Below are 20,069 nucleotides of genomic sequence, written 5' to 3' on the forward strand. Positions count from 1 at the left end.
CGCCGCGCATGCCCCTGGATCCCTTCCTCGCGATGCAGGCCGAGAACCTGCGGCCCTACCGATCGTTTCCGGAGATGTTCGCCGACCCCGAGGGCCGCGCGGCGCTTGCCCGGTACGAGTCCGACGCTGAGCCCTACGTCGCCCCGGGTGGCGTGAGCACTGACGAACGATCGGTTCTCGGTCCCCACGGTCCGATTCGTGTGAGGATCTACCGCCCCGAACAGCTCGCCGACGACGCCCCGGGATTGCTCTGGATGCACGGGGGTGCCTTCCAGTTCGGCGACATCGACATGCCGGAGTCGTGGATCGTCTGCCACGAGCTGGCGGCGCGCGCCGGTGCCGTCACGGTCACGGTCGACTACCGGCTTGCGCGCGACGGAGTGCGCTTCCCGGTGCCGCTCGACGACGTCGAGGCGGCGTGGCAGTGGTTCGTCATCGAGGCCGCCGCCCTGGGCGCCGACCCCGCCCGGCTCTCGATCGGCGGCGCAAGTGCGGGGGGCAATCTGGCGACGGCTGCCACGATGCGGGTGCGGGTCGGGGGCGGCACCCTTCCTCGGTCGATGCTGCTCGCCTACCCGCTGGTCCACCACCCGGTCCCGCCGCTCGGCGAGGCGACCCTCCTCGAGATGTCCACCTTCCCCGCCCCCCTGCACTCCGATGGCGAGTTCGCGCAGATGATGCTTCTCAACTATCTGGGAACTGTCGACGAGATCCCGGCGGGCTATGCTCCGGGCAACTTCGACCTCACCGGGATGCCGGCCGCGTTCATCGCACCCGACGAGTACGACACCCTGCGCCCGTCGGGCGAACTTCTCGCCGATGAGCTGAGAGCCCTCGGCATCCCTGTCGAGCTACAGCTCGCGGAGGGCATGCTGCACGGTCACCTCAACCGCACGCCCGCGTTGGCTGCCGTCGATCGCACGCTCGACTTCTTCGCGGACGCACTCCGAGCATGACCGTGGATGGGCCCTCGCACCTCCGGGTCGAGTACCTCGACGCACCCCTCGCGATCGCTACCCGCCGCCCACGCTTTTCGTGGGTGCGCGACGTCGAACAGGTCGCCTACGAACTCGAGCTTCGGGATGCCTCGGATACCGTCGTCGCCGCCTCCGGCCGAGTGGAGAGCGACGAGAGCCACCTCATCGAGATGTCGCATCCCGACCTCGCCTCGGGAGCTGACTACCGCTGGAGGGTGCGTCTGTGGGCAGCGGGGTCCCCGGTGCCCGGTGCGTGGGCCGAGTCGACCTTCGGTACCGGGCTCTTCGTCCCGGAGGACTGGAGCGCGTCGTGGGTCGAGCCGATCGCGCCGTCGGTCGTGACCGAGCGCTGGACACTGCTCGACTGGATCCGAGGGATTCGCCCTGAGGCGTCGATCGCGAGGCGCTTGCATCCGCCTCAGTTGTTGCGGCAAGAGTTCGACCTGCCTGGCGTTCCCCTACGGGCGCGGCTGTACGCGACGGCGCACGGCGTCTACACGGCGGAGCTGAACGGCGCCCCGGTGGGCGACGAGGTGTTGGCCCCCGGATTCGATAGCTACCTCCACCGCACCTCGGTGCAGGCGTACGACGTCACCGCCATGCTGCAGCCGGGCGCGAACGCGCTCGGCGTCGCGCTCGCCGACGGCTGGTGGGCGGGACGTATCGGACTCTCGGGCTCGAGCGCCCAGTTCGGCGACCGCACGGCGGCGCTGTGGCAGCTGCACGTCGAAACCGACGCAGGCGCGCTGGTCGTCCACTCCGACCGTTCCGTCGTCTCGCGCCCCGGGCCATGGAGCTACGCTGACCTGTTCATCGGGGAGCGATTCGATGCCCGTCTCGCCGAGACGAGTTGGAGCACCCCTGCCGGCGATGCGCGGCTCTGGACTCCGGTGAAGGTCGCCGGGAACGACGTGTCGATGCTTGTGCCGTTCGCCGGGGAGCCGGTGCGTCGCATCCGGGAACTGCCGGCGGCCTCGGTGACCGCCGAGCCGGGGGGTGGCTGGATCATCGATCTCGGCCAGGTGATCGCAGGTCGAGTGCGCCTCACGCTGCGCGACGCCGAGGATGGCGACGAAATCTCGCTCGAGCACACCGAGACCCTGGATGCCGAGGGCGCCTGGTTCGTCAACATCGACGGCATCAACAAGGAGCAGACCGACGTCTACGTCGCCGCGGGACGAACGGTGGAGACGTGGGAGCCGGCCTTCACCTTCCACGGCTTCCGCTACGTGCGACTCCGCGGGCTTCGGTCGGCGCCCCGTCCGGAGGACATCGTGGGCGTCGTGCTCGCGAGCGACCTCCGCGAGACGGGCGAGCTCGAGTTCTCCGACGCGCGACTGCAACGGCTCCATGAGAACGTCGTGTGGAGCCAACGCGGCAACTTCCTGTCCATCCCGACCGACTGCCCGCAGCGCGAACGAGCCGGCTGGACGGGCGACGCCCAGGTGTTCGCTCCCGCGGCTGCCTCCAACGCGATGGTCGCTCCCTTTCTCGGCCGTTGGCTCGCCAATCTCCGCGCCGATCAGCTGCCCGACGGCCGGGTACCGATCATCTCCCCGTGGTCGCCGCACGACGCCGAGTCGACGGCGAACGGCGAGGGCATCGGCGGCATCGTCGCTGCGGCGGGCTGGAGCGACGCCATCGCCTTCGTGCCGTGGACGCTCTATGAGCGCTTCGGTGATCGTCGGCTGCTCGAGGAGAACTTCGACGCGGCGCTCGCCTGGGTCGATTTCCTCGACGGCGCGTCGGAACCGCTCCCGGGGTTCGGTGACTGGCTCGCCCCGTCGACGCTCGAAGGCAAGCCGTTCCACGAGGGCGTCGGCATCGCCCCGGCGTTGACGTCGCACCTCTTGGCGCCGATGTTCGAGGCGCGAGCACTCGATGTCGTGGCGGCGATGGCCGACATCCTGGGTCGCTCCCAGGGTCCGGAACTGACCGCGCGGGCCGCCGCCGTGCGGGCGGCGTTCGAGGTGGGGTACGTGGATGTCGACGGTCGGCTGCCGGTCGACCTGCAGGGGCCGTACGTCGTCGCGCTCGCCTTCGACATGGTCTCCGCCGAGCTTCGCCCCCTGCTGATCGACCACCTCGTGCGGCTCATCCACGCGCGCGGGGATCGGCTCGATACCGGATTCCTGTCGGTGCCGTACCTGCTCGACGTGCTCTGGGAGAACGGGCACGCAGACCTCGCGCGGACGATCCTCTGGCAGGATCGGGCGTCGTCCTGGCTGGCCGAAGTCGACCGCGGCGCGACGGCGATCTGGGAGTCCTGGGACGCGGTCGCCGAGGACGGCACGCCCCGCACCGTGTCGCTCAACCACTACGCGTTCGGCTGCGTCGACGACGTGCTCTACCGACGAGCCGCGGGCATCCGTCCGGCTTCGCCCGGATATCGGGACGTCGTGATCGAGCCCGACTTCGCGATCGGACTCGACTCGGTGCGGGGCGTGATCGACAGTCCCTACGGGCGGATCGCGACGCGCTGGCGACGGTCGGGCGACACCGTCGAGATGGAGGTGGACCTGCCGCTCGGGGTGCGCGGTGTGCTCGTCGCGGCGGGTCGCAGGATCGACCTCGTTCCCGGAGCGGTGCACCGGGACGCCTTCGACGTCTGACCGCTCAGTGATCCTCGAGCAGATGCTCGAAGTACTCCATCGACCGCTCCGACGACGACACGAGCTGGCGGTAGACCCCGCCGGGTCGCGCTCGCGGGTGGCCCGCGGGCAGGTAGCTCCGCAGCAGCGCGTCGGAGATCCCGTCGGCGGCGAGCCGCAGCAGCCGCACGAGGTCGTCGACGGGGGAGTCGTCGTTGGGTCCGACGACGCTCACGGTGCCGACGACGACGTCCTGCGAGCCCTTCACCGGCACCGCGATGCCCCGGGACTCCTCGAAGATCCAACCGCGGGACACCGCGTAACCGTCGTGCCGAGCCGCTTCGACCGCTGAGCGCAACTCGGCCTCCGTGCGGAGGCTGTGGGGGGTGATCGGCGCGAGGCCGCGCTCGACGATCGCCGGCACGAGGTCCTCATCCGCGGAGGCGAGGAACACGATGCCGCTCGACGAGAGCTGCATGGGTGTGCGGCCGCCGACGATCGACGCGTTGACGACGGCATCCCGTGACGACAGACGCTCGATGACGAGGATGTCGAGTCCCGATCGCACGAGCAACTGCGTGTGCTGGCGCACGCGCGACTGGATGGCGTGCAGGAACGGCAGCGCGATCTCACGCAGGCCGAGCGCGCCGGGGGTGCGGCTGCCCATCTCCCAGAGCCGGTTGCCGACCCGGTAGCTGCGGTCGGGCATCCGTTCGAGCAGTCCGTGTTCGACGAGTTCGGTGACGATGCGGTGGGCCGACGACATCGGGATGCCGGCGCGTTCCGCGATCTCGCTGAGGGAGAGGAACGGGGCTTCGAACGAGAACGTGTCGAGCACCTGCACGACGCGGCTGATCGCCGAGACGCCGTTGGACTGTCGTGCCATGGAAGCTCCTTCGCTCGTGTCCGGCACCCTACTTCCTTTCAAAGAGAGCGTCCACGCACCTTCCATCTGGTGGCTCCTACACTCGCCCCAAGCCGCGAGCGCCATCGACGACGCCGCGCGTAGAGAGGATTCGACGATGACTTCCGAGAGCCTGGCCCAGGCCGTCGCCCGCGTCGGCAGCCCCGTGGAGCTGCTGCGCAATCAGGACTGGCCGTCGGTCACCTTCCCGATCCAGCCGGAGTTCACCAACTGGCGCGACGAGCAGCGCGCGTGGTCGACGGGCGTCGCGATCATGGACCAGTCGCACCACATGACGCAGCTCTTCCTCGGCGGCTCCGACCTCATCGAGATCCTGTCGGGCATCTCGCCCAACACGTTCGCCACCTTCCGCGCGGGCGTCGCCAAGCAGCTCATCGCCGTCAATCACGCCGGCTACCTGATCGGCGACGGCATCCTCTTCTACAACTCGGATGACCGCGAAGGCCTCGTGCTCGTCGGCCACCACATCCTCATCGACTGGGTGCGCTTCAACGTCGAGAAGGCGGAAGCCGCCGGCAAGGACGTGCACCACCGACTCGAGGCGAACTCGAACATGCGCGGCGCCGGCAACGACCCGACGTTCTTCCGCTACGAGATCCAGGGGCCCGAGGCCGATCACGTCATGGAGAAGCTCTGGGGCGGGCCGGTTCCCGAGGTGAAGTTCTTCCACATCGCCGACCTCGAGATCGCCGGGGTGCCGGTGAAGGCGCTGCGTCACGGCATGGCCGGGCAGCCCGGCTTCGAGTTCTACGGCAACTACGCCGACGGGCAGAAGATCATCGACGCGATGATGGAAGCGGGCGCGGAGTACGGCATCCGCCGGGTGGGTGCGAAGGCGTACTCGTCGTCGCCGCTCGAGTCCGGATGGGTGCCCACGCCGTTCCCGGCCATCTGGGACGACGACTTCGCCGAGTACCGCGAGTGGCTTCCCGCGGCCCGTGCCGGCTCCATCGGCGGCTCGCTCTACTCGACCGACGTGCACGACTACCAGTTCACTCCGTTCGACCTCGGCCTCGGACGCTCCGTCAAGTTCGACCACGACTTCCACGGCCGCGAGGCGCTCGAGAAGATCGCCGCAGCGCCCGCCCGCCGCAAGGTGACGCTGCTCTGGAACGCCGACGACGTCGCCGCGATCGTCAAGTCGCAGGTCGAGCCGGGCATCCCGGCGAAGTTCCTCGACTTCCCCAAGGCGCGGTACGGCTTCTACCAGATGGATGTCGTCGAGCTCGACGGGAAGCAGGTGGGCATCTCGACCGACGCGGGCTACGTCGCCCTCGACCAGCTCTACATGTCGCTCGCGACTCTCGACAACGACGTCGCCGAGGGCACGGTCGTCGAGGTCGTCTGGGGCGAGGACCCGATCTCGCGCAAGCCGCAGGTCGACCAGTCGCACCGCCAGGTGAAGATCCGTGCGACCGTCGCGCCCGCGCCGTACCACGACTACGCGCGGAGCGTGTACCGCTCGAACTGAGTGTGAGGACTGGGCGGGCGAGTCACGGCGCGTCCGCTCAGTTGGCGTTATCGGTCGCAGGGCGAGCCCTGAGCAGGTCGGCGAACTTCACCGTCGCACGCACGTAGGCGTTGTGCAGGGGTGTTTTCGCATCGGCAGCGACTTCGGCGCCGGCGAAGACTTCGTCGCCGATCGCGATGAGGTCGGATGAGCCGCTCTGAAGCGACCCGTCGATGTGTCCCAGCTTCGCGAGCGTTTCGAGCACCCCACGAATGCTCGCGAGTTGCGCGAGTCCATGCTTGCGAGCGAGATCGCGGGCGGCCGCCTCCACGGCGACCCGGCCGAACTTGAAGTCGTCTGCGTCGGGCGCGACGACTGCCGTCTCCAGCTGCCACCACTTTGGCGGTTCCGCGATCAGGTTGCTGATCCTGATTTTCTTCACCCGCGCTGCATCGATGCTCGCGAGCGCAGTCGCCGCCCGCGGCTGAGTGACGTCGGGCAACTCCGCGATCGTGAGAGACCCGAGGGTCAGGCCGTAGCGGCCGAGGAGGATCCGTTGCGTGGCCGCACCCGCCAGGAACCCCGCCACGACAGCGAGAAGTCCCTCGAGGATCCAGCGGGTCGCGGGGTTGCGAGAGGCGACTCCGAGGAGCGAGTTGTCGGACGCTGCCGTCGTGCTCGTGGATTCGGTACCGCCGAGTGTGACGGCGACCTCCTTGGTGGGAACCACGGTTCCGTTCTCCAGCACCGTTTCACGCTCTGTCGTCACCGTCACATCCGGCTTCTCGACTTCCACCGTCGTCGCCGGAGAGACGGCGGTCAGGCCTCCGAAATGACCGAGTTCGGCGAGCACCATGACGACTCCCGCGAGTATCACGACGATGAGCGCCACGATGGCGGCGATCGGGCGAACGCTTTCCCTGCGCTCCTGCTCGGAGCGCGTCGCAACGTCAGGCATGCTGTCCTCCCTGAAGGACCTCGGGCCGCCGGGGGCGCGACCGTTGATGCACGGTAGTGCCTTGACCGGATCCGCGACAAGCGATCGCGGCTTATCGAGGTCAGCTCAACAAACGACGTACGCGTTCGCGCGCCCGCGCCGGGGCGGCGACGTGAGAGCCGGCGTCCACCAGCGCACCCTCCGGGGCGGCGGCGACAGTGACGATCGCGCGGGCGAGCACATCGTCGGCGGTCGTCCGGCGGGCGGTGTCGTCGGCGAGCAGCTCGACGAGCACCGCGACTTCTTCGGCGGCGCGGGCGGCGATCGGGAACCACGGGAGCGCCGAGTGCCACGCGCGGAACGCGACGAGCACGATGTCGTGCCGCTGCGTCAGGTGGGCGCGCTCGTGGGCGATGACCGCGGCGAGCTCGTCGGGGGAGAGGCGCTCGACGAGCCCGCGGGAGAGCACCGTGATCGACCCGAAGCCCTGTGGGAGGCAGTAGGCGACGGGCGTCGGGGCGTCGAGGATCACCGTCGACGGCCGTGACGGGTCGGGCGACGTGAGCAGGTCGAGAAGAGCCCGGTGCCGCGACCGGGAACGGGCGACCGAGAGCACCGTCGCCGCGAGGTGGCCGAGCAGGTGCCCGGCGAGCCCGACGGCGACGCCGAGGACGATGCCGCCGAGGAGGGTGTGGTGCGGGACGAGTGCGATCCCCGCACCCGTGATCGCGCCGATCATCGACAGGCCGCCGGCGAGTGCGATCGCCTGCCACAGCACGAGGGCGCGCGCGGGTGCCGCGGTGGGCCAGGATGCCCGCGCGAGCAGGATGGGCACGGGCACCGCGAGCGCGAGGGCGACGACGCCGAGCGCAGCAGCCGCGATCGCCGCAGGACCCGGGTCGACGATCATGTCTCCAGGCTAGAGCGCGGCCTGCGACTCAGGATCGACCGAGCAGCTTCCGCAGCAAGGCCGCGTCGTCGGCCGAGACGCCCCCCACGAACCGCTCGAGCACGGCGCGGCGATCGGCCGACTCGCCGAGCACCTCGTGCATCAGCTCGGCGACATGGTCCGCACGTGAGGCGGTCGCGGTGTAGCGATGCGGCCGTGCGGTCTTGTCGACCGTCACGAAGCCCTTCTTCTCGAGCCGACTGAGCACGGTGAGCACCGTCGTCGCGGCGAGCGGCTTGCCGGAGTCGGCTCCTTCGAGGCCGGGGAGCAGGTCGTACGCCGACAGCGGCTCCGCAGCATCCCAGAGCGCGCTCATGACCGCGTTCTCCAGCTGTCCGAGGTTGGCCACTCAGTGATTCTACATGCCGTCGAACTAGTTCGACAGGGTGTAGAAATACTTCTACATGACGTAGAAGATGGTCTCGGGACTTTCGGCCCTGCTCGCAGGGTCGGAGCACCGACACCCTGGACGGCGGCGCACCGTGCGCCTCGGAAGGAGCACCTGTGGACCCCCTGGACATCGCCCGCTGGCAGTTCGGGATCACGACCGTCTACCACTTCCTCATGGTGCCGCTCACGCTCGGCCTCGGGATGACCGTCGCGATCATGCACACGCAGTGGGTGCGCTCGCGCGACGAGCGCTGGCTGCGGATGACGAAGTTCTGGGGCAAGTTGTACCTCGTCAACTTCATCGTCGGCGTCGCCACCGGCCTCGTGCAGGAGTTCCAGTTCGGGATGGCGTGGAGCGAGTACTCGCGGTTCGTCGGCGACGTCTTCGGTGCTCCGCTCGCCCTCGAGGGGCTGCTCGCGTTCTTCGTCGAGTCGACGTTCCTCGGGCTCTGGATCTTCGGGTGGAACCGCCTGCCGGCGAAACTGCATCTCGCCACCCTGTGGCTCGCCGTCATCGGGTCGTGGGTGAGCGCGTTCTTCATCATCGTCGCCAACTCGTGGATGCAGCATCCCGTCGGCGTCGAACTCGTCGACGGCCGACCCGTCATGACCGACATCTGGGCGGTGCTCACCAACAACACGGCGCTCGCCGCCTACACGCACACGATCTTCGGCTCCGTCGCGGTCGCGGGCGGGTTCCTGCTCGGCATCGCGTGGTACCAGCTCTGGCGACGGCGCAAGGACGGGATCGACGCCGTGGATGCGCGCGGCCGGGTGATCCCCGGTGAAGCGCTCGACATCCCGGGTCGTGACCGCGCCGACCACGGCGTCTGGCTGCGGTCACTGCGCATCGGGGCCGTGGTCGCGATCATCGGTTTCGGCGGCGTCGCGGTCACCGGCGACCTGCAGGCGAAGCTCATGTACGAGCAGCAGCCGCTCAAGATGGCGGCGGCCGAGGCGGCGTGCCACACGGGAACCGAGTTCTCGATCCTCTCCGTCGGAGACCTCGGCGCGCAGGACTGCGACAGCGTGACGACGATCATCGCGATCCCCGGCGTGCTGTCGTTCCTCGCGAAGGGCGACTTCACCACCGAGCTGCCGGGCATCAACGACCTCATCCCGCAGTACCAGGAGGAGCACGGGCTCACCCTGCCCGACGACCCGCGCTACGGCGACCGGGCCGGGCAGACGATCGAGTACCTGCCGCTCATGGAGGTCACCTACTGGGGATTCCGCATCATGATCGGCTTCGGGGCGATCGCCGCCTTCGCCGCCGCCGTCGCACTCTGGCTCACCCGGAAGGGCACGGTGCCGCGCTCGCCGTGGCTCATGCGACTCGCCGTGTTCGGCATCCTCGCCCCCTTCGGCGCCAACATCGCCGGCTGGGTGTTCACCGAGATGGGGCGGCAGCCGTTCGTCGTCGCGCCGAACCCCGACCCGAGCGGCATCGACGGTGTCTTCATGTTCACCGCCGCGGCCGTGTCGCCGGGGGTGACCGCGGGCGAGCTCCTGTTCTCGGTCATCACGCTCACCCTCATCTACGCCGTGATGCTCGTCTTCGAGCTCACGCTGCTCGTGCGGTACGTGCGCAGCGGCGTCGCGGGGGCGATGCCCGAGCTGAATCCGCGGCACGACGACCCGTCCGATCCCGGTGGCCCCGACCACCCCCAGCGTCGCGACGACGTGCTCGCGTTCGCCTACTGAGACGAAGAAGGAGACGAAGAGATGGATGTCCTCCCCACCGTGTGGTTCATCGCGGTCGCGGTGCTCTGGACCGGCTTCCTGCTGCTCGAAGGCTTCGACTTCGGCGTCGGCATGCACCTGCTCGTGCGTGCTCGCGGCGAGCAGGAGAAGCGCCTCATGCTCAACACGATCGGGCCGGTCTGGGACGGCAACGAGGTGTGGCTCATCACGGCGGGGGCCGCGATGTTCGCTGCGTTCCCGCTCTGGTACGCGTCGCTGTTCTCGACGCTCTACGTTCCCCTCGTGTTCGTGCTCCTCGGCCTCATCTTCCGCGCCGTCGCGATCGAGTACCGCGGCAAGGGGCACTCCGACCGCTGGCGGCGCGGGTGGGATCTCGCCCTCGGTGGCGGCTCGTTCCTGGCAGCGTTCGGCATCGGCGCGGCCCTCGCGCTCACCACGACGGGGCTGCCGATCGACGCGAACGGCGACCGGGTCGGCGGACCGTTCGTCTGGCTGACACCGGTCGCCGTGCTCGGCGGGCTCGCGGTCGTCGGCTTCTGCCTCGTGCACGCCGCGACGTTCCTCGCGCTCAAGACCGAGGGACCCGTGCGCGAACGAGCCGGCCGAGACGTCGTGCGGATGGCACCCGTCGCCCTCCTGCCGATCGTCGGCTGGGTCGTGCTCGTGCAGGTGCAGTCGGGCACCGCGGTCTCCTGGGGACTCGTGGTGGTGGCCGCGGTGGCCGCGGTGCTCGGCTGGTTCGCCGCGCGGCGGCGGCAGGAGGGTCGCGCGTTCCTCGGCTTCGCCGCCTTCCTGGTCGCGGGGGCGGCGGCGATCTTCACGGCGGCCTACCCGGCGGTGCTGCCGTCGACCCTCGATCCCGCGTTCACGCTCACGGTGTCGAACGCGTCATCGAGCGACTACACCCTCGGCGTCATGACGGTCGTCGCGGCCGTCGGACTGCCGGTCGTGCTGCTCTACCAGGCGTGGAGCTACTGGGTGTTCCGCAAGCGCCTCCGCGTCGAGCACCTCCCGGCGCCGCACCCGGTCGTGCCCGCCGTCCGCTCGGGAGTGCGGTGACCTCGCCATTTGCCCGAAAGCGCCGCATCACGCGACGCGGAAGCGGCGCTTTCGGGCAAATGGCCATCCACGTCCCCCCGAGAACGCTCGTCGCGCTCGGGGTGGCGGCGGTGGGGCGGGCGGTCGCGCTGCTGCTCGTCGCCGACGGGCTCGCGGGCCTCATCGTGCTCGGGGATGCCGGGGGCGCGGCGATCGCGTCGGCGGGGGTCGTGCTGCGGGCGGCCGCGGGATGGGCGACGGGTGTCACCGGGCGCCGGGCGGCTGCCGCTGCGAAGCTCGGTCACCGCCGCGACCTCGCCCGCGGCGTCGTCGAGCGCGACCTCGACGCGGGATCGGTCGCGGCTCTCGCCGCGCGCGGGCTCGACGACCTCGACGGGTGGTTCACCGGCGTCGTGCCGGCCGCCATCGCGGCCATCGTCGTTCCGCTGGGGCTCGGCGTGCGCATCCTGAGCCTCGACCTGCTGAGCGCGATCGTCGTCGCCGTGACGCTGCCGCTCGTGCCGCTGTTCATGGTGCTCATCGGGATGCACAGCCGCGACAGCGTGCGGTCGGCCCAGGATGCCCTCGCCCGACTCGCCGACCACGTCGCCGAGCTCGCGCGGGGCCTGCCGGTGCTCGTCGGCCTCGGCCGCGACGCGGAGCAGACCCGCCGTCTCGCCGCCATCCAGGACGAGCACACCCGTCGCACGGGCACCGTGCTGAAGACGGCGTTCCTCTCCGCGCTCGCGCTCGAGCTGCTCGCAACCATCTCGGTCGCGATCGTCGCGGTGTTCCTCGGCCTCCGGCTGCTCACGGGCGACGTGACGCTGTTCGACGCGCTCGTCGTGCTGCTGCTCGCGCCCGAGTGCTTCACGGCGCTGCGGGAGCTCGGGGTGGCGCACCACGCTGCGGAGGACGGCCGTGCGGCGCTCGACCGCGTGCGCGCGCTGCTTCCGGGCCGGCGTCGGCCCGTCGTCCCCGCGCCCGGTCCCGGCGTGCGGGTTCGCGACCTCGAGGTCACCTACGCGGGGCGCCGCACGCCCATCCGCGGAGCCGACCTGCACGTCGTGCTCGGCGAGATGGTCGCGCTGGTCGGGCCGAGTGGCGCGGGCAAGTCGACGGTGCTGGCCGCGATCGCCGGGGTGCTGCCCGAGGACGTCCATGTAGCCGGAACGGTCGCCGGCGGCTACCGCGTCGCCTGGGCGCCGCAGGAGCCGCGCACCGTCGGCGACACCGTGCGCGACGAACTCGCGCTGTACGGCGGAGGGGACGAGCTGCTCGCGGAGCTCGACCTCGCCCACCTCGCCGACCGCGCGTGCGGACTGCTCAGCCCGGGGGAGCGTCGTCGCCTCGCCGTGGCCCGAGCGCTCGCCGGGGTCGACGGTGGGGCGCGCGTGCTGCTGCTCGACGAACCGACCGCGCACCTCGACGACGCCGCGGCCGAGCTCGTGCGCGCCGCCATCGTGCGCCGCCGCCCGTACGCGGCGACGGTGCTCGTGAGCCACGACGCCGCCACGCGGGCGCTCGCCGATCGGGCCGTGCTGCTCGGCCCCCCGCCGGCGGCGAACCGCGAGCCGATCCCGTTCCCCGTCCCCGAAGAGCCTTCGCTGCCACCCGCGGCTCTCGCCTCCGGGGGCGTGCCGCACCGCGACCGTGCCGCCGGAACGGTGCGGCTCGTCCTCGCGCCCGCCGCCGCGTGGTGGACGCTGTCGGCCCTCCTCGCCGTCGTCGCGACGGGCATGGGGCTCGCGCTCACGGCCGTCTCCGGCTGGCTCATCGTGCGGGCCGCCGAGCAGCCCGCGATCATGTATCTCCTCGTCGCGATCGTCGGGGTGCGCTTCTTCGGCATCGGCCGCGCGGTCGCCCGCTACGCCGAGCGGCTCGCGACGCATCGCGCGGCCTTCCGCGCGACGGATGCCGTGCGCCTCCTGCTCTGGCGTGCGATCGCCGCGCGGTCGGCGGCGTCGCGGGACCTGCTCGAGGGCGGCCGGGCGGTCGACCACCTCGTCGGGACGGTCGGAACCGTGCGCGACGCGCTGCCCCGGCTGCTCCCGCCTCTCGCCGCGGCGGTCGCGACCGTCGGCGGAGTCGTACTCACCGTGCAACTCGTCGCGCCGGCGGCGACAGGGGTCGTGGCCGCCGGGCTGCTCGCCGCACTCGTCGTGCCCGGGCTCGTCGCGTTCCTCGCCGGTCGCGCCTCTGAAGCCCGCCGCATCACCGGCGGAGGTCGACTGCTGCGGGATGTCGCCCTCCTCGGCGCCGCGGCACGCGACCTGCGGGCCAACGGTGTCGCCGACCGTGCCGTGGCGGGGGTCGACCGCGTCGCCGCCGAGGTCGCGCGGGCCGAACGCCGGGCCGCCCCGGCGGCCGAGGCCGCGCCGGTCGTCGGCGCCGCGCTCGCGGGCCTGACCGCCGCGGCGGCCGGTCTCGTGCTGGCGGCGGCGGGCGGCATCCCGATCTCGACCGTCGCGGTCGTCGTGCTGCTCGTGTTCGCCGCGGGCGACCCCCTCGCCGGCGGTGCCTCCGCCGTGCAGCGGATGCCGGCGCTGCGCACCGCGCTCGCGCGCATCGAACGACTGCTGGCCCGGCCGGAAGCTCCCGAGGGTGGCGACGGTCCCGTGCCGTCGCTCGTCGCGCTGCGGCTCGACGACCTCGCCGTCACCTGGCCCGGCGCGAGCGCCGCCGCCGTCACCGGGGTCAACGGCGAAGTGGGACGCGGCGAGTGGTTGGCGCTCACGGGACCGTCGGGCGCGGGTAAGTCGACGGTTCTCACGGCGCTGCTCGGCGGGATCACTCCCTCCGGCGGTCGGGTGCTCGCGAACGGCGTCGACCTCGCGACCCTCGATGTGGCCGGCTGGCGGCGTCGCGTCGCGTGGTGCCCGCAGGACGCGCACGTGTTCGACTCCACCCTGCGCGGCAACCTCGCCCTCGCGCGCCGCGACGGCGACGAGCAGCGGATGCGCGACGCCCTGCACCGGGTGGGGCTCGCTCCGCTGCTGCGGGAGCTCTCCGCGGGTCTCGACGGACGCGTCGGTCGCGGGGGCCGCGCGCTGTCCGGCGGGGAGAGGCAGCGGCTCGCGGTCGCGCGGGCGTTGCTCGCCGACGCCGACGTCGTGCTGCTCGACGAGCCGACGGCGCACCTCGACGCCCCCACGGCGGAGGCGCTCCTCGCCGACCTGCGGTTGGCTCTCGCCGATCGGATCGTCGTGATCGTCACCCACCGGCCCGCCGACCTCCGCCCGGAGGATCACGTCGTCGTCCTCGGTGGTCGAGTAGCCGCGTAGCGGCGTGTCGAGACCGCGCGCGAGGGTCTCGACACGCCTTCGGCGCTACTCGACCACCGAGGGGAGGTCGTCGAGCATCGGCACCTGACCGGCGACGAGCAGCGAGCGCGCCCGCGCGACCGGCACCCATTCGGCGCGATCGATCTCGGGGAACGACTCGCGTCGCCCCGACCGCGGCGGCCATTCGAGCTCGAAGAGGTTGCTCCGTACCTCCGCGGGGTCGAAGCCCGACCCGTCGCCGTGGAACACCGTCAGCAGCTTCCCCGACGAGTACCGGTACTCGCCCAGCAGCTCGTAGGGAACCGCGGGCGCAGGCACCCCGATCTCTTCGGCGAACTCGCGGCGTGCGACCGCGAGCAGCTCTTCCCCGGGGTCGACGAGCCCTTTCGGGATCGACCACGCCCGTTCCTGCTTGCGCGCCCAGTACGGCCCGCCCATGTGACCGAGCCAGACCTCACCGCCACCCGCACGGGAGAGGAGAATTCCCGCCGATCGCTCCGCCACGGGCGGCTCAGCTGTCGAGAACGGGCATCGCCGACGTCGTCACGTGCAGGTTGCCGCGGTCGCGACGCCGCCCGACGAAGACGGCCGTCGCCGACTCCTGCACCGCGACGACGTTCGTGACCGTCGCGTGACCGGCGGCGAGGAGGGCGGCATCCGAGCCCTCGATCGGCTCCTCGGGCAGTTCGCGCACGGTGAGCCGCACGTCGCCCTCGATCGGTTCGGTCATCGTCGTCTGCACGATACCGAACGGGGCGAGGGTGGCCTCGCGCAGCTCGATCTCGGTGCCCGGGGGGAGGTTGGGCACGTTGAGGTTGAACACCGTGCCGTGCTGGTGTTCGAGCAGCACGGGGATGAGGTCGCGCACGAACCCGGCGGCGGTCTCCCAGTGGTACGCGTCGGGGGCGAGCCCGACGTCGAGCGACACGGCGAGTCCGCAGGCATCGTTGACGCCGCCGGTGAGCGCCGCGCCGACGGTGCCGGAGTGCAGGATGACCCGACCGAGGTTGGCGCCGCGGTTGATGCCGGAGAGCACGAGGTCGGGCGGCGGTCCGAAGGCGCCGTGCGCGGCGAGCAGGGCGATGAGCCCGGGGGCCGCGCGCACGCTGAACGCCGGGATGCCCGGCACCTCCGACAGCTCGCGCTTCTCGACCTTGATCGTCGAGGCGTCGGTGTGGCCGGTGACGGCGATCGTATTGGTGCCGGTGATGGCGGCGCTCGATCCGCTCGCCTCCTCGGCGGGGGCGGCGATGACGACATCGAGTCCGGCGTCGATCGCGGCGTGGGCGAGGGCGTAGAGCCCGGGCGAGGCGATGCCGTCGTCGTTGGTGATCAGTGCGCGGGTCATTCCGTGGCCTCCTCGGCGGTGGACTGTTCGACGGCGGCCGCCAGCTGGTCGGGGGTGACCTCGCGCACCGAGCCGCTCTCGGGCGACGCGACCGCTCCGCCGCCGGGGAGCGGTCGGATGACCACGAGTTGCCGCAGCCGCTCGATGGTGGCGGCCTCGCCGGTGCCGAGCCCGTGCCGCGTGACGTTCTGCGCGCCGGCCGCCGCGCCGAGCAACGCGGCGTCGGTGATCGAACCGCCTCCGGCGAGCACCGAGCAGAACGCCCCGACGAACGAGTCGCCCGCGCCGGCCGAGTCGACGACCTCCATGCGCGGGGCGACGACCTCGTGCACGGCGCCCTGGTGCAGCAGCAGCGCCGACTCCTCGGCGCGCGTGACGACGACGACCTCCGCTCCGGCATCGTGCAGGGCGCGCATGGCGGTGACGATCTGATCGATGTCGGACTTCGTGGCGATCCGGCCGTCGTCGAGCAACTCCTGGTCGCTCACCTTCGCGACGGTCACGCCTCCCGCGAGCGCCGCATCCAGCCGTTCCCCGGCGAGGTCGACGACGACGCGCACACCGCCCGTGCGCAGGTCGGCGGCGAGGCGGCGATAGAAGTCGGCGGGGAGGATGCCCGAGCCGTGCGGCCCCGAGAGGATGACGAGCGACGCGTCGAGCCCCGTGCGGAGGGTGAGCCCGTAGAGCTCGTCCTGCTCGTGCCGCGAGAGAGCGTCGCCGCCGGACTCGATGATCGGAACCTTCTCGCCCGCGGTGCGGCGGTCGTGCACGAACACCCCGCCGCGTGCCTGACGCGGGAAGCCGACGATCGGGATGCCCTCCTCCTGCAGCAGGAACCCCAGCACCCGGCCGGTCTCACCCGACAGCGCCGAGCAGAGCTTCACGTCGCAGCCGAGCGACTGCAGCATCCGGGCCTGCCAGACGCCCTGCCCGCCGGCGTGGACGTGGACGTCCCCGTCGTCGTCGTGCTCTTCGACCGTGATCTCGAGCACGGGCGACGGGGCGAAGATGACGACGTCGCTCATCGCCCCAGGGTAAAGAGAACCCCCCTGACGGATCAGGGGGGTTTCTCCGCACCGCGGCGGGTGCTAGGGCCTCAGGGGCGGGACGGGGTCACGCCCACTGCCAGCTCGCGAGGATCGACTCGGAGACCGCGATCCGGTCGCCTTCGGCAAGCGACTCGCTGAACGAGAAGGTCACGACGTAGGTCTGGCCGGCGTTGGTCGGGTAGTACTGCTCGACCCAGTACAGCACGCCCTCGGAGGTGAACTTGGCGGTGATGTGCGCCGACTCGGAGCCGGCGATCGAGACGCGCGGCTGCACGGTGACGTCGGTCGCTCCCGCACCCTCGAGCTCCGGCACGCCGATCTCCTCGACCTGGTCGGGGCTGATCTCCCCGGCCGGGGAGAGCAGCACGTTGACGTTGTCGGAGAAGCCGTCGGTGTCGGTGAGGTCGGCCGCGAGGGTGTCGGGGTCGAACCCGGCGGAGCTCTCGGGCACGTCCCAGCCCTCGGGGACGTGGTAGCTGTACCCGTCGCCCTCGATGAGCACACCGGTCGCGGCCTCCGCCGAGATCTCGGGGGCCCCGTTCTCGGTCTCGGTGCCGGTGTCGGTGCCGGTGTCGGTACCGGTGGGCGGGGCGACGACGCCGCAGCCGGCGAGGGTGAGGGCGAGCGCGGCGGCGCCGGCGAGAGCGGACAGGGAGACGAGACGACGAGTCATGCCTCGAGCGTAGAGAAAAACTCAGAGACGCGCGGACCACTTGACACGGGGCGACACGCGCCAGACTGGGAATCTTCCCCACCCCGAACCGGTTGGATGTTGACATGACAACTTCTGGAGAGTCCGCTCCCGTCGAACTCGGCCTCGACACCTTCGGCGACGTCACCGTCGACCTCGCGGGCAACCGCGTGCCGTACGGCCAGGTCATCCGCGACGTCGTCGAGCAGGGCGTGCGCGCCGACGAGCTCGGCGTCGACTTCTTCGGCGTCGGCGAGCACCACCGCGACGACTTCGCGATCTCGAGTCCCGAGCTCGTGCTCGCCGCGATCGCCGCGCGTACTGAGCGCATCAAGCTCGGCACCGCCGTCACGGTGCTCTCCTCCGACGACCCGGTGCGCGTCTTCGAGCGCTTCGCGACGCTCGACGGCATCTCGAAGGGCCGCGGCGAGATCATCCTCGGCCGCGGCTCGTTCACCGAGTCGTTCCCGCTCTTCGGCTACCCGCTCACCGACTACGAGAAGCTCTTCGAGGAGAAGCTCGACCTGCTCCACGCGCTGCTCGAGGAGGGTCCGGTCACGTGGGAGGGCGAGACGCGGGCCGCACTGAACAACCAGCACGTCTACCCGAAGACCGAGTCGGGTCGCATCAAGGCGTGGGTCGGCGTCGGCGGCTCCCCGGAGTCGGTCGTGCGCGCCGCGCGGTACGGCTTCCCGCTCACCCTCGCGATCATCGGCGGCGCGCCCGCGCGCTTCGCGCCCTACGTCGACCTCTACCACCGCGCGCTCGCACAGCTCGGCACGCCTGACCTGCCCGTCGCGGTGCACTCTCCGGGCTTCATCGCCGACACCGACGAGGAGGCCGCCGACCTCCTCTGGCCGCACCAGAAGGAGATGTTCGACCGCATCGGCAAGGAGCGGGGCTGGGGTCCGATGACGCGCGACCACTTCGAGGAGGAGATCGCGCACGGCGCCCAGCACACCGGGTCGCCCGAGACGGTCGCCCGCAAGATCGCCGACACCGTGCGCACCCTCGGCATCCAGCGCTTCGACCTCAAGTACACGGCCGGCACGGTGCCGCACGAGCACGCGCTGCACGCGGTCGAGCTCTACGGTCAGGTCGTCATCCCGCGCGTGCGCGAGCTGCTCGCGCAGGATCCGATCGAGGCTCTCACCGGTCAGAAGCGCTCCTGACCGTCGAGGGGGGCTCCTAAGCTCGGAGGATGTCCCGACCGAGTCGCTTCGCCGGGCTCCGGATGCGACTGGGGCTCGGCTTGCGCGGAGCCGCGGATGAAGACGAGTACCGCGAGCGCCGGGTGCGAGGTGCGATCTACTACACGAGCCGCCAGGAGCACGAGAAGCTGACGATCTTCGTCGAGCGCTTCCCCGGCTCGGGCGGACCGACTGCCCGCACCTACGTCCTCGTGCACGGGATCGGAGTCTCGTCGCGCTACTTCCACCCGCTCGCGGCCGAGCTCGCGCGCACCGGACGGGTCTTCCTCGTCGACCTGCCCGGCTACGGCGAGTCTCCGGATCCGAAGCGGGATGTGACGCTCGCCGACCACGCCGAGGTGCTCGCGGCCTTCCTGCGGCAGCTCGAGGTGCCCGATCCCGTCATCGTCGGCCACTCCTGGGGTGCGCAGGTGGTCTCGATGCTCGCCGAGCGGCATCCCGACGTGCCGCGCACGGTCGTGCTGCTCTCGCCGACCCTCGAGCCGATCGCCCGCACCCCGTGGCGGGCGATCGCCCGCCTGCTGCACGATGCGACGCGCGAGCCTCCCGCGGTGTTCTGGATCGCCGCGACCGACTACCTCGTGCGCTGCGGCCTGCGGTACCTGCTGCGGCAGATGCCGCACATGATCGCCGACCGGCCCGAGGACCGTGTCGGGGAGCACCGGGCGCGCACGCTCGTCGTCAACGGCGACCGCGACCCGATCGTGGGCTCCGGGTGGGCGCGGGACCTCGCCGACGCGCATCCCGACGGCGAGTTCCGGGAGGTGAACGGACCGCACGTGATCATGCACACCCGGCCCGAGCTGATCGCGCGCCACATCACGGCCTTCGTCACGGACGGTGCGCCGTGAACGTCGTGCGGCAGGCCAGGATCGCGCTCGGCGACTACCCGAACGCGATCCGGATGCGCGGGCTCGGCTTCGCGGCACGGGTGCCCTCCGCGTACGGGGCGGGGACGGCGCGGCCCGTCGTACTCGTACCCGGCGTGTACGAGCGCTGGCACTTCCTGCGGCCCGTCGCCGACAGTCTCGCCGAAGCCGGGCACCCCGTGCACATCGTCCCGGAGCTCGGCGTCAACGCCCGCGCCATCCCGCGCACCGCCGAACGACTGCTCGCCTTCCTCACGCGCCACGACCTCCGGGGCGTCGCGCTCGTCGCCCACAGCAAGGGCGGCCTCATCGGCAAGGCCGCGATGCTCGAGGACGCCGGGGGCCGCATCGACAGGCTGGTCGCCGTGGCCACGCCGTTCTCCGGTTCGCGGATGGCCGACCTCATGGTCGTGCCGGCGCTCCGGGTGTTCCGGCCGCGGAATCCCGTCATCCGCCGGCTCGTCGCCGAGCGCGAGGTCAACACCCGCATCACGTCGATCTTCCCCGCCTTCGACCCGCACATCCCCGAAGGAAGCGTGCTCGAAGGCGCCATCAACGTACGGCTCGACGTCGTCGGGCACTTCCGGGTGCTCGAGGATCCCGCCGCGCTCGACGCCGTGGTCGCCGCCGTCGAGAAGGACTCGGTGGTCGAGTAG

General features: G+C 71.3%; 17 protein-coding genes. 9 read left to right on the forward strand and 8 right to left on the reverse strand.

Annotated features, from left to right (window positions below; genetic code table 11):
- Nucleotides 1-8: 8 nt before the first annotated feature.
- Nucleotides 9-956, forward strand: a complete 948-nt coding sequence (locus tag ACO1X9_RS04130) for an alpha/beta hydrolase (protein ID WP_486349565.1) — start codon at nucleotides 9-11, stop codon at nucleotides 954-956.
- Nucleotides 953-3,589 carry a family 78 glycoside hydrolase catalytic domain gene (locus tag ACO1X9_RS04135; protein WP_486349566.1) on the forward strand — a complete coding sequence of 879 codons (2,637 nt, stop codon included), beginning with the start codon at nucleotides 953-955 and terminating at the stop codon, nucleotides 3,587-3,589. The genes ACO1X9_RS04130 and ACO1X9_RS04135 overlap by 4 nt, the downstream gene beginning before the upstream one ends.
- 4 nt (nucleotides 3,590-3,593) lie before the next feature.
- Here the strand turns inward: ACO1X9_RS04135 and ACO1X9_RS04140 are convergent, their stop codons facing one another.
- Nucleotides 3,594-4,454, reverse strand: a complete 861-nt coding sequence (locus ACO1X9_RS04140) for an IclR family transcriptional regulator (RefSeq protein ID WP_486349567.1) — start codon at nucleotides 4,452-4,454, stop codon at nucleotides 3,594-3,596.
- Nucleotides 4,455-4,590: 136 nt separating this feature from the next.
- Between ACO1X9_RS04140 and ACO1X9_RS04145 the strand changes: the two genes are divergently transcribed.
- Entirely contained in the window at nucleotides 4,591-5,964 is a 1,374-nt protein-coding gene (locus tag ACO1X9_RS04145; RefSeq protein WP_486349568.1) for an aminomethyl transferase family protein, read from the forward strand.
- 37 nt (nucleotides 5,965-6,001) lie between these two features.
- Here ACO1X9_RS04145 and ACO1X9_RS04150 read toward each other — a convergent pair whose 3' ends face one another.
- From ACO1X9_RS04150 to ACO1X9_RS04160, 3 genes are all read right to left on the reverse strand, one after another.
- Complete coding sequence (locus tag ACO1X9_RS04150; RefSeq protein WP_486349569.1) at nucleotides 6,002-6,799, reverse strand: hypothetical protein; 798 nt, start codon at nucleotides 6,797-6,799, stop codon at nucleotides 6,002-6,004.
- Between the two features lie 202 nt (nucleotides 6,800-7,001).
- A complete protein-coding gene (locus tag ACO1X9_RS04155; RefSeq protein WP_486349570.1) occupies nucleotides 7,002-7,790 on the reverse strand; it encodes a M56 family metallopeptidase in 789 nt (262 codons plus the stop codon).
- A 28-nt stretch (nucleotides 7,791-7,818) separates the two neighbouring features.
- Nucleotides 7,819-8,178: a BlaI/MecI/CopY family transcriptional regulator gene (locus ACO1X9_RS04160; protein ID WP_486349571.1), complete on the reverse strand. Its 360-nt coding sequence runs from the start codon at nucleotides 8,176-8,178 to the stop codon at nucleotides 7,819-7,821.
- 155 nt (nucleotides 8,179-8,333) lie between these two features.
- Here ACO1X9_RS04160 and ACO1X9_RS04165 point away from each other — a divergent pair, with 155 nt between their 5' ends.
- From ACO1X9_RS04165 to cydC, 3 genes are read left to right on the forward strand one after another with little or no spacing between them, the layout of a single operon-like run.
- Nucleotides 8,334-9,923, forward strand: coding sequence for a cytochrome ubiquinol oxidase subunit I (locus tag ACO1X9_RS04165; protein WP_486349572.1), 1,590 nt, complete (start codon nucleotides 8,334-8,336; stop codon nucleotides 9,921-9,923).
- A gap of 21 nt (nucleotides 9,924-9,944) precedes the next feature.
- Nucleotides 9,945-10,982, forward strand: coding sequence for a cytochrome d ubiquinol oxidase subunit II (cydB, locus tag ACO1X9_RS04170; RefSeq protein WP_486349573.1), 1,038 nt, complete (start codon nucleotides 9,945-9,947; stop codon nucleotides 10,980-10,982).
- A 59-nt stretch (nucleotides 10,983-11,041) separates the two neighbouring features.
- Entirely contained in the window at nucleotides 11,042-14,245 is a 3,204-nt protein-coding gene (gene cydC / locus ACO1X9_RS04175; RefSeq protein ID WP_486349574.1) for a thiol reductant ABC exporter subunit CydC, read from the forward strand.
- A 45-nt stretch (nucleotides 14,246-14,290) separates the two neighbouring features.
- On the opposite strand, the gene ACO1X9_RS04180 is transcribed toward cydC, so the two are convergent.
- From ACO1X9_RS04180 to ACO1X9_RS04195, 4 genes are all read right to left on the reverse strand, one after another.
- On the reverse strand, nucleotides 14,291-14,749 hold the full coding sequence (locus ACO1X9_RS04180; protein WP_486349575.1) for an NUDIX hydrolase: 459 nt from the start codon (nucleotides 14,747-14,749) through the stop codon (nucleotides 14,291-14,293).
- Nucleotides 14,750-14,756: 7 nt separating this feature from the next.
- A complete protein-coding gene (gene surE, locus ACO1X9_RS04185) occupies nucleotides 14,757-15,593 on the reverse strand; it encodes a 5'/3'-nucleotidase SurE (RefSeq protein WP_486349576.1) in 837 nt (278 codons plus the stop codon).
- Nucleotides 15,590-16,618: a 1-phosphofructokinase family hexose kinase gene (locus tag ACO1X9_RS04190; RefSeq protein WP_486349577.1), complete on the reverse strand. Its 1,029-nt coding sequence runs from the start codon at nucleotides 16,616-16,618 to the stop codon at nucleotides 15,590-15,592. Before ACO1X9_RS04190 ends, surE begins: the two co-directional genes overlap by 4 nt.
- Nucleotides 16,619-16,706: 88 nt before the next feature.
- A complete protein-coding gene (locus ACO1X9_RS04195; protein WP_486349578.1) occupies nucleotides 16,707-17,315 on the reverse strand; it encodes a hypothetical protein in 609 nt (202 codons plus the stop codon).
- A 104-nt stretch (nucleotides 17,316-17,419) separates the two neighbouring features.
- On the opposite strand from ACO1X9_RS04195, the gene ACO1X9_RS04200 reads away from it, so the two are divergent.
- From ACO1X9_RS04200 to ACO1X9_RS04210, 3 genes are read left to right on the forward strand one after another with little or no spacing between them, the layout of a single operon-like run.
- Nucleotides 17,420-18,505, forward strand: a complete 1,086-nt coding sequence (locus ACO1X9_RS04200; RefSeq protein ID WP_486349579.1) for an LLM class flavin-dependent oxidoreductase — start codon at nucleotides 17,420-17,422, stop codon at nucleotides 18,503-18,505.
- A gap of 29 nt (nucleotides 18,506-18,534) precedes the next feature.
- Entirely contained in the window at nucleotides 18,535-19,395 is an 861-nt protein-coding gene (locus ACO1X9_RS04205; RefSeq protein WP_486349580.1) for an alpha/beta fold hydrolase, read from the forward strand.
- Nucleotides 19,392-20,069 carry an esterase/lipase family protein gene (locus ACO1X9_RS04210; RefSeq protein ID WP_486349581.1) on the forward strand — a complete coding sequence of 226 codons (678 nt, stop codon included), beginning with the start codon at nucleotides 19,392-19,394 and terminating at the stop codon, nucleotides 20,067-20,069. Before ACO1X9_RS04205 ends, ACO1X9_RS04210 begins: the two co-directional genes overlap by 4 nt.

It is taken from the genome of Pseudolysinimonas sp., from assembly GCF_057350545.1.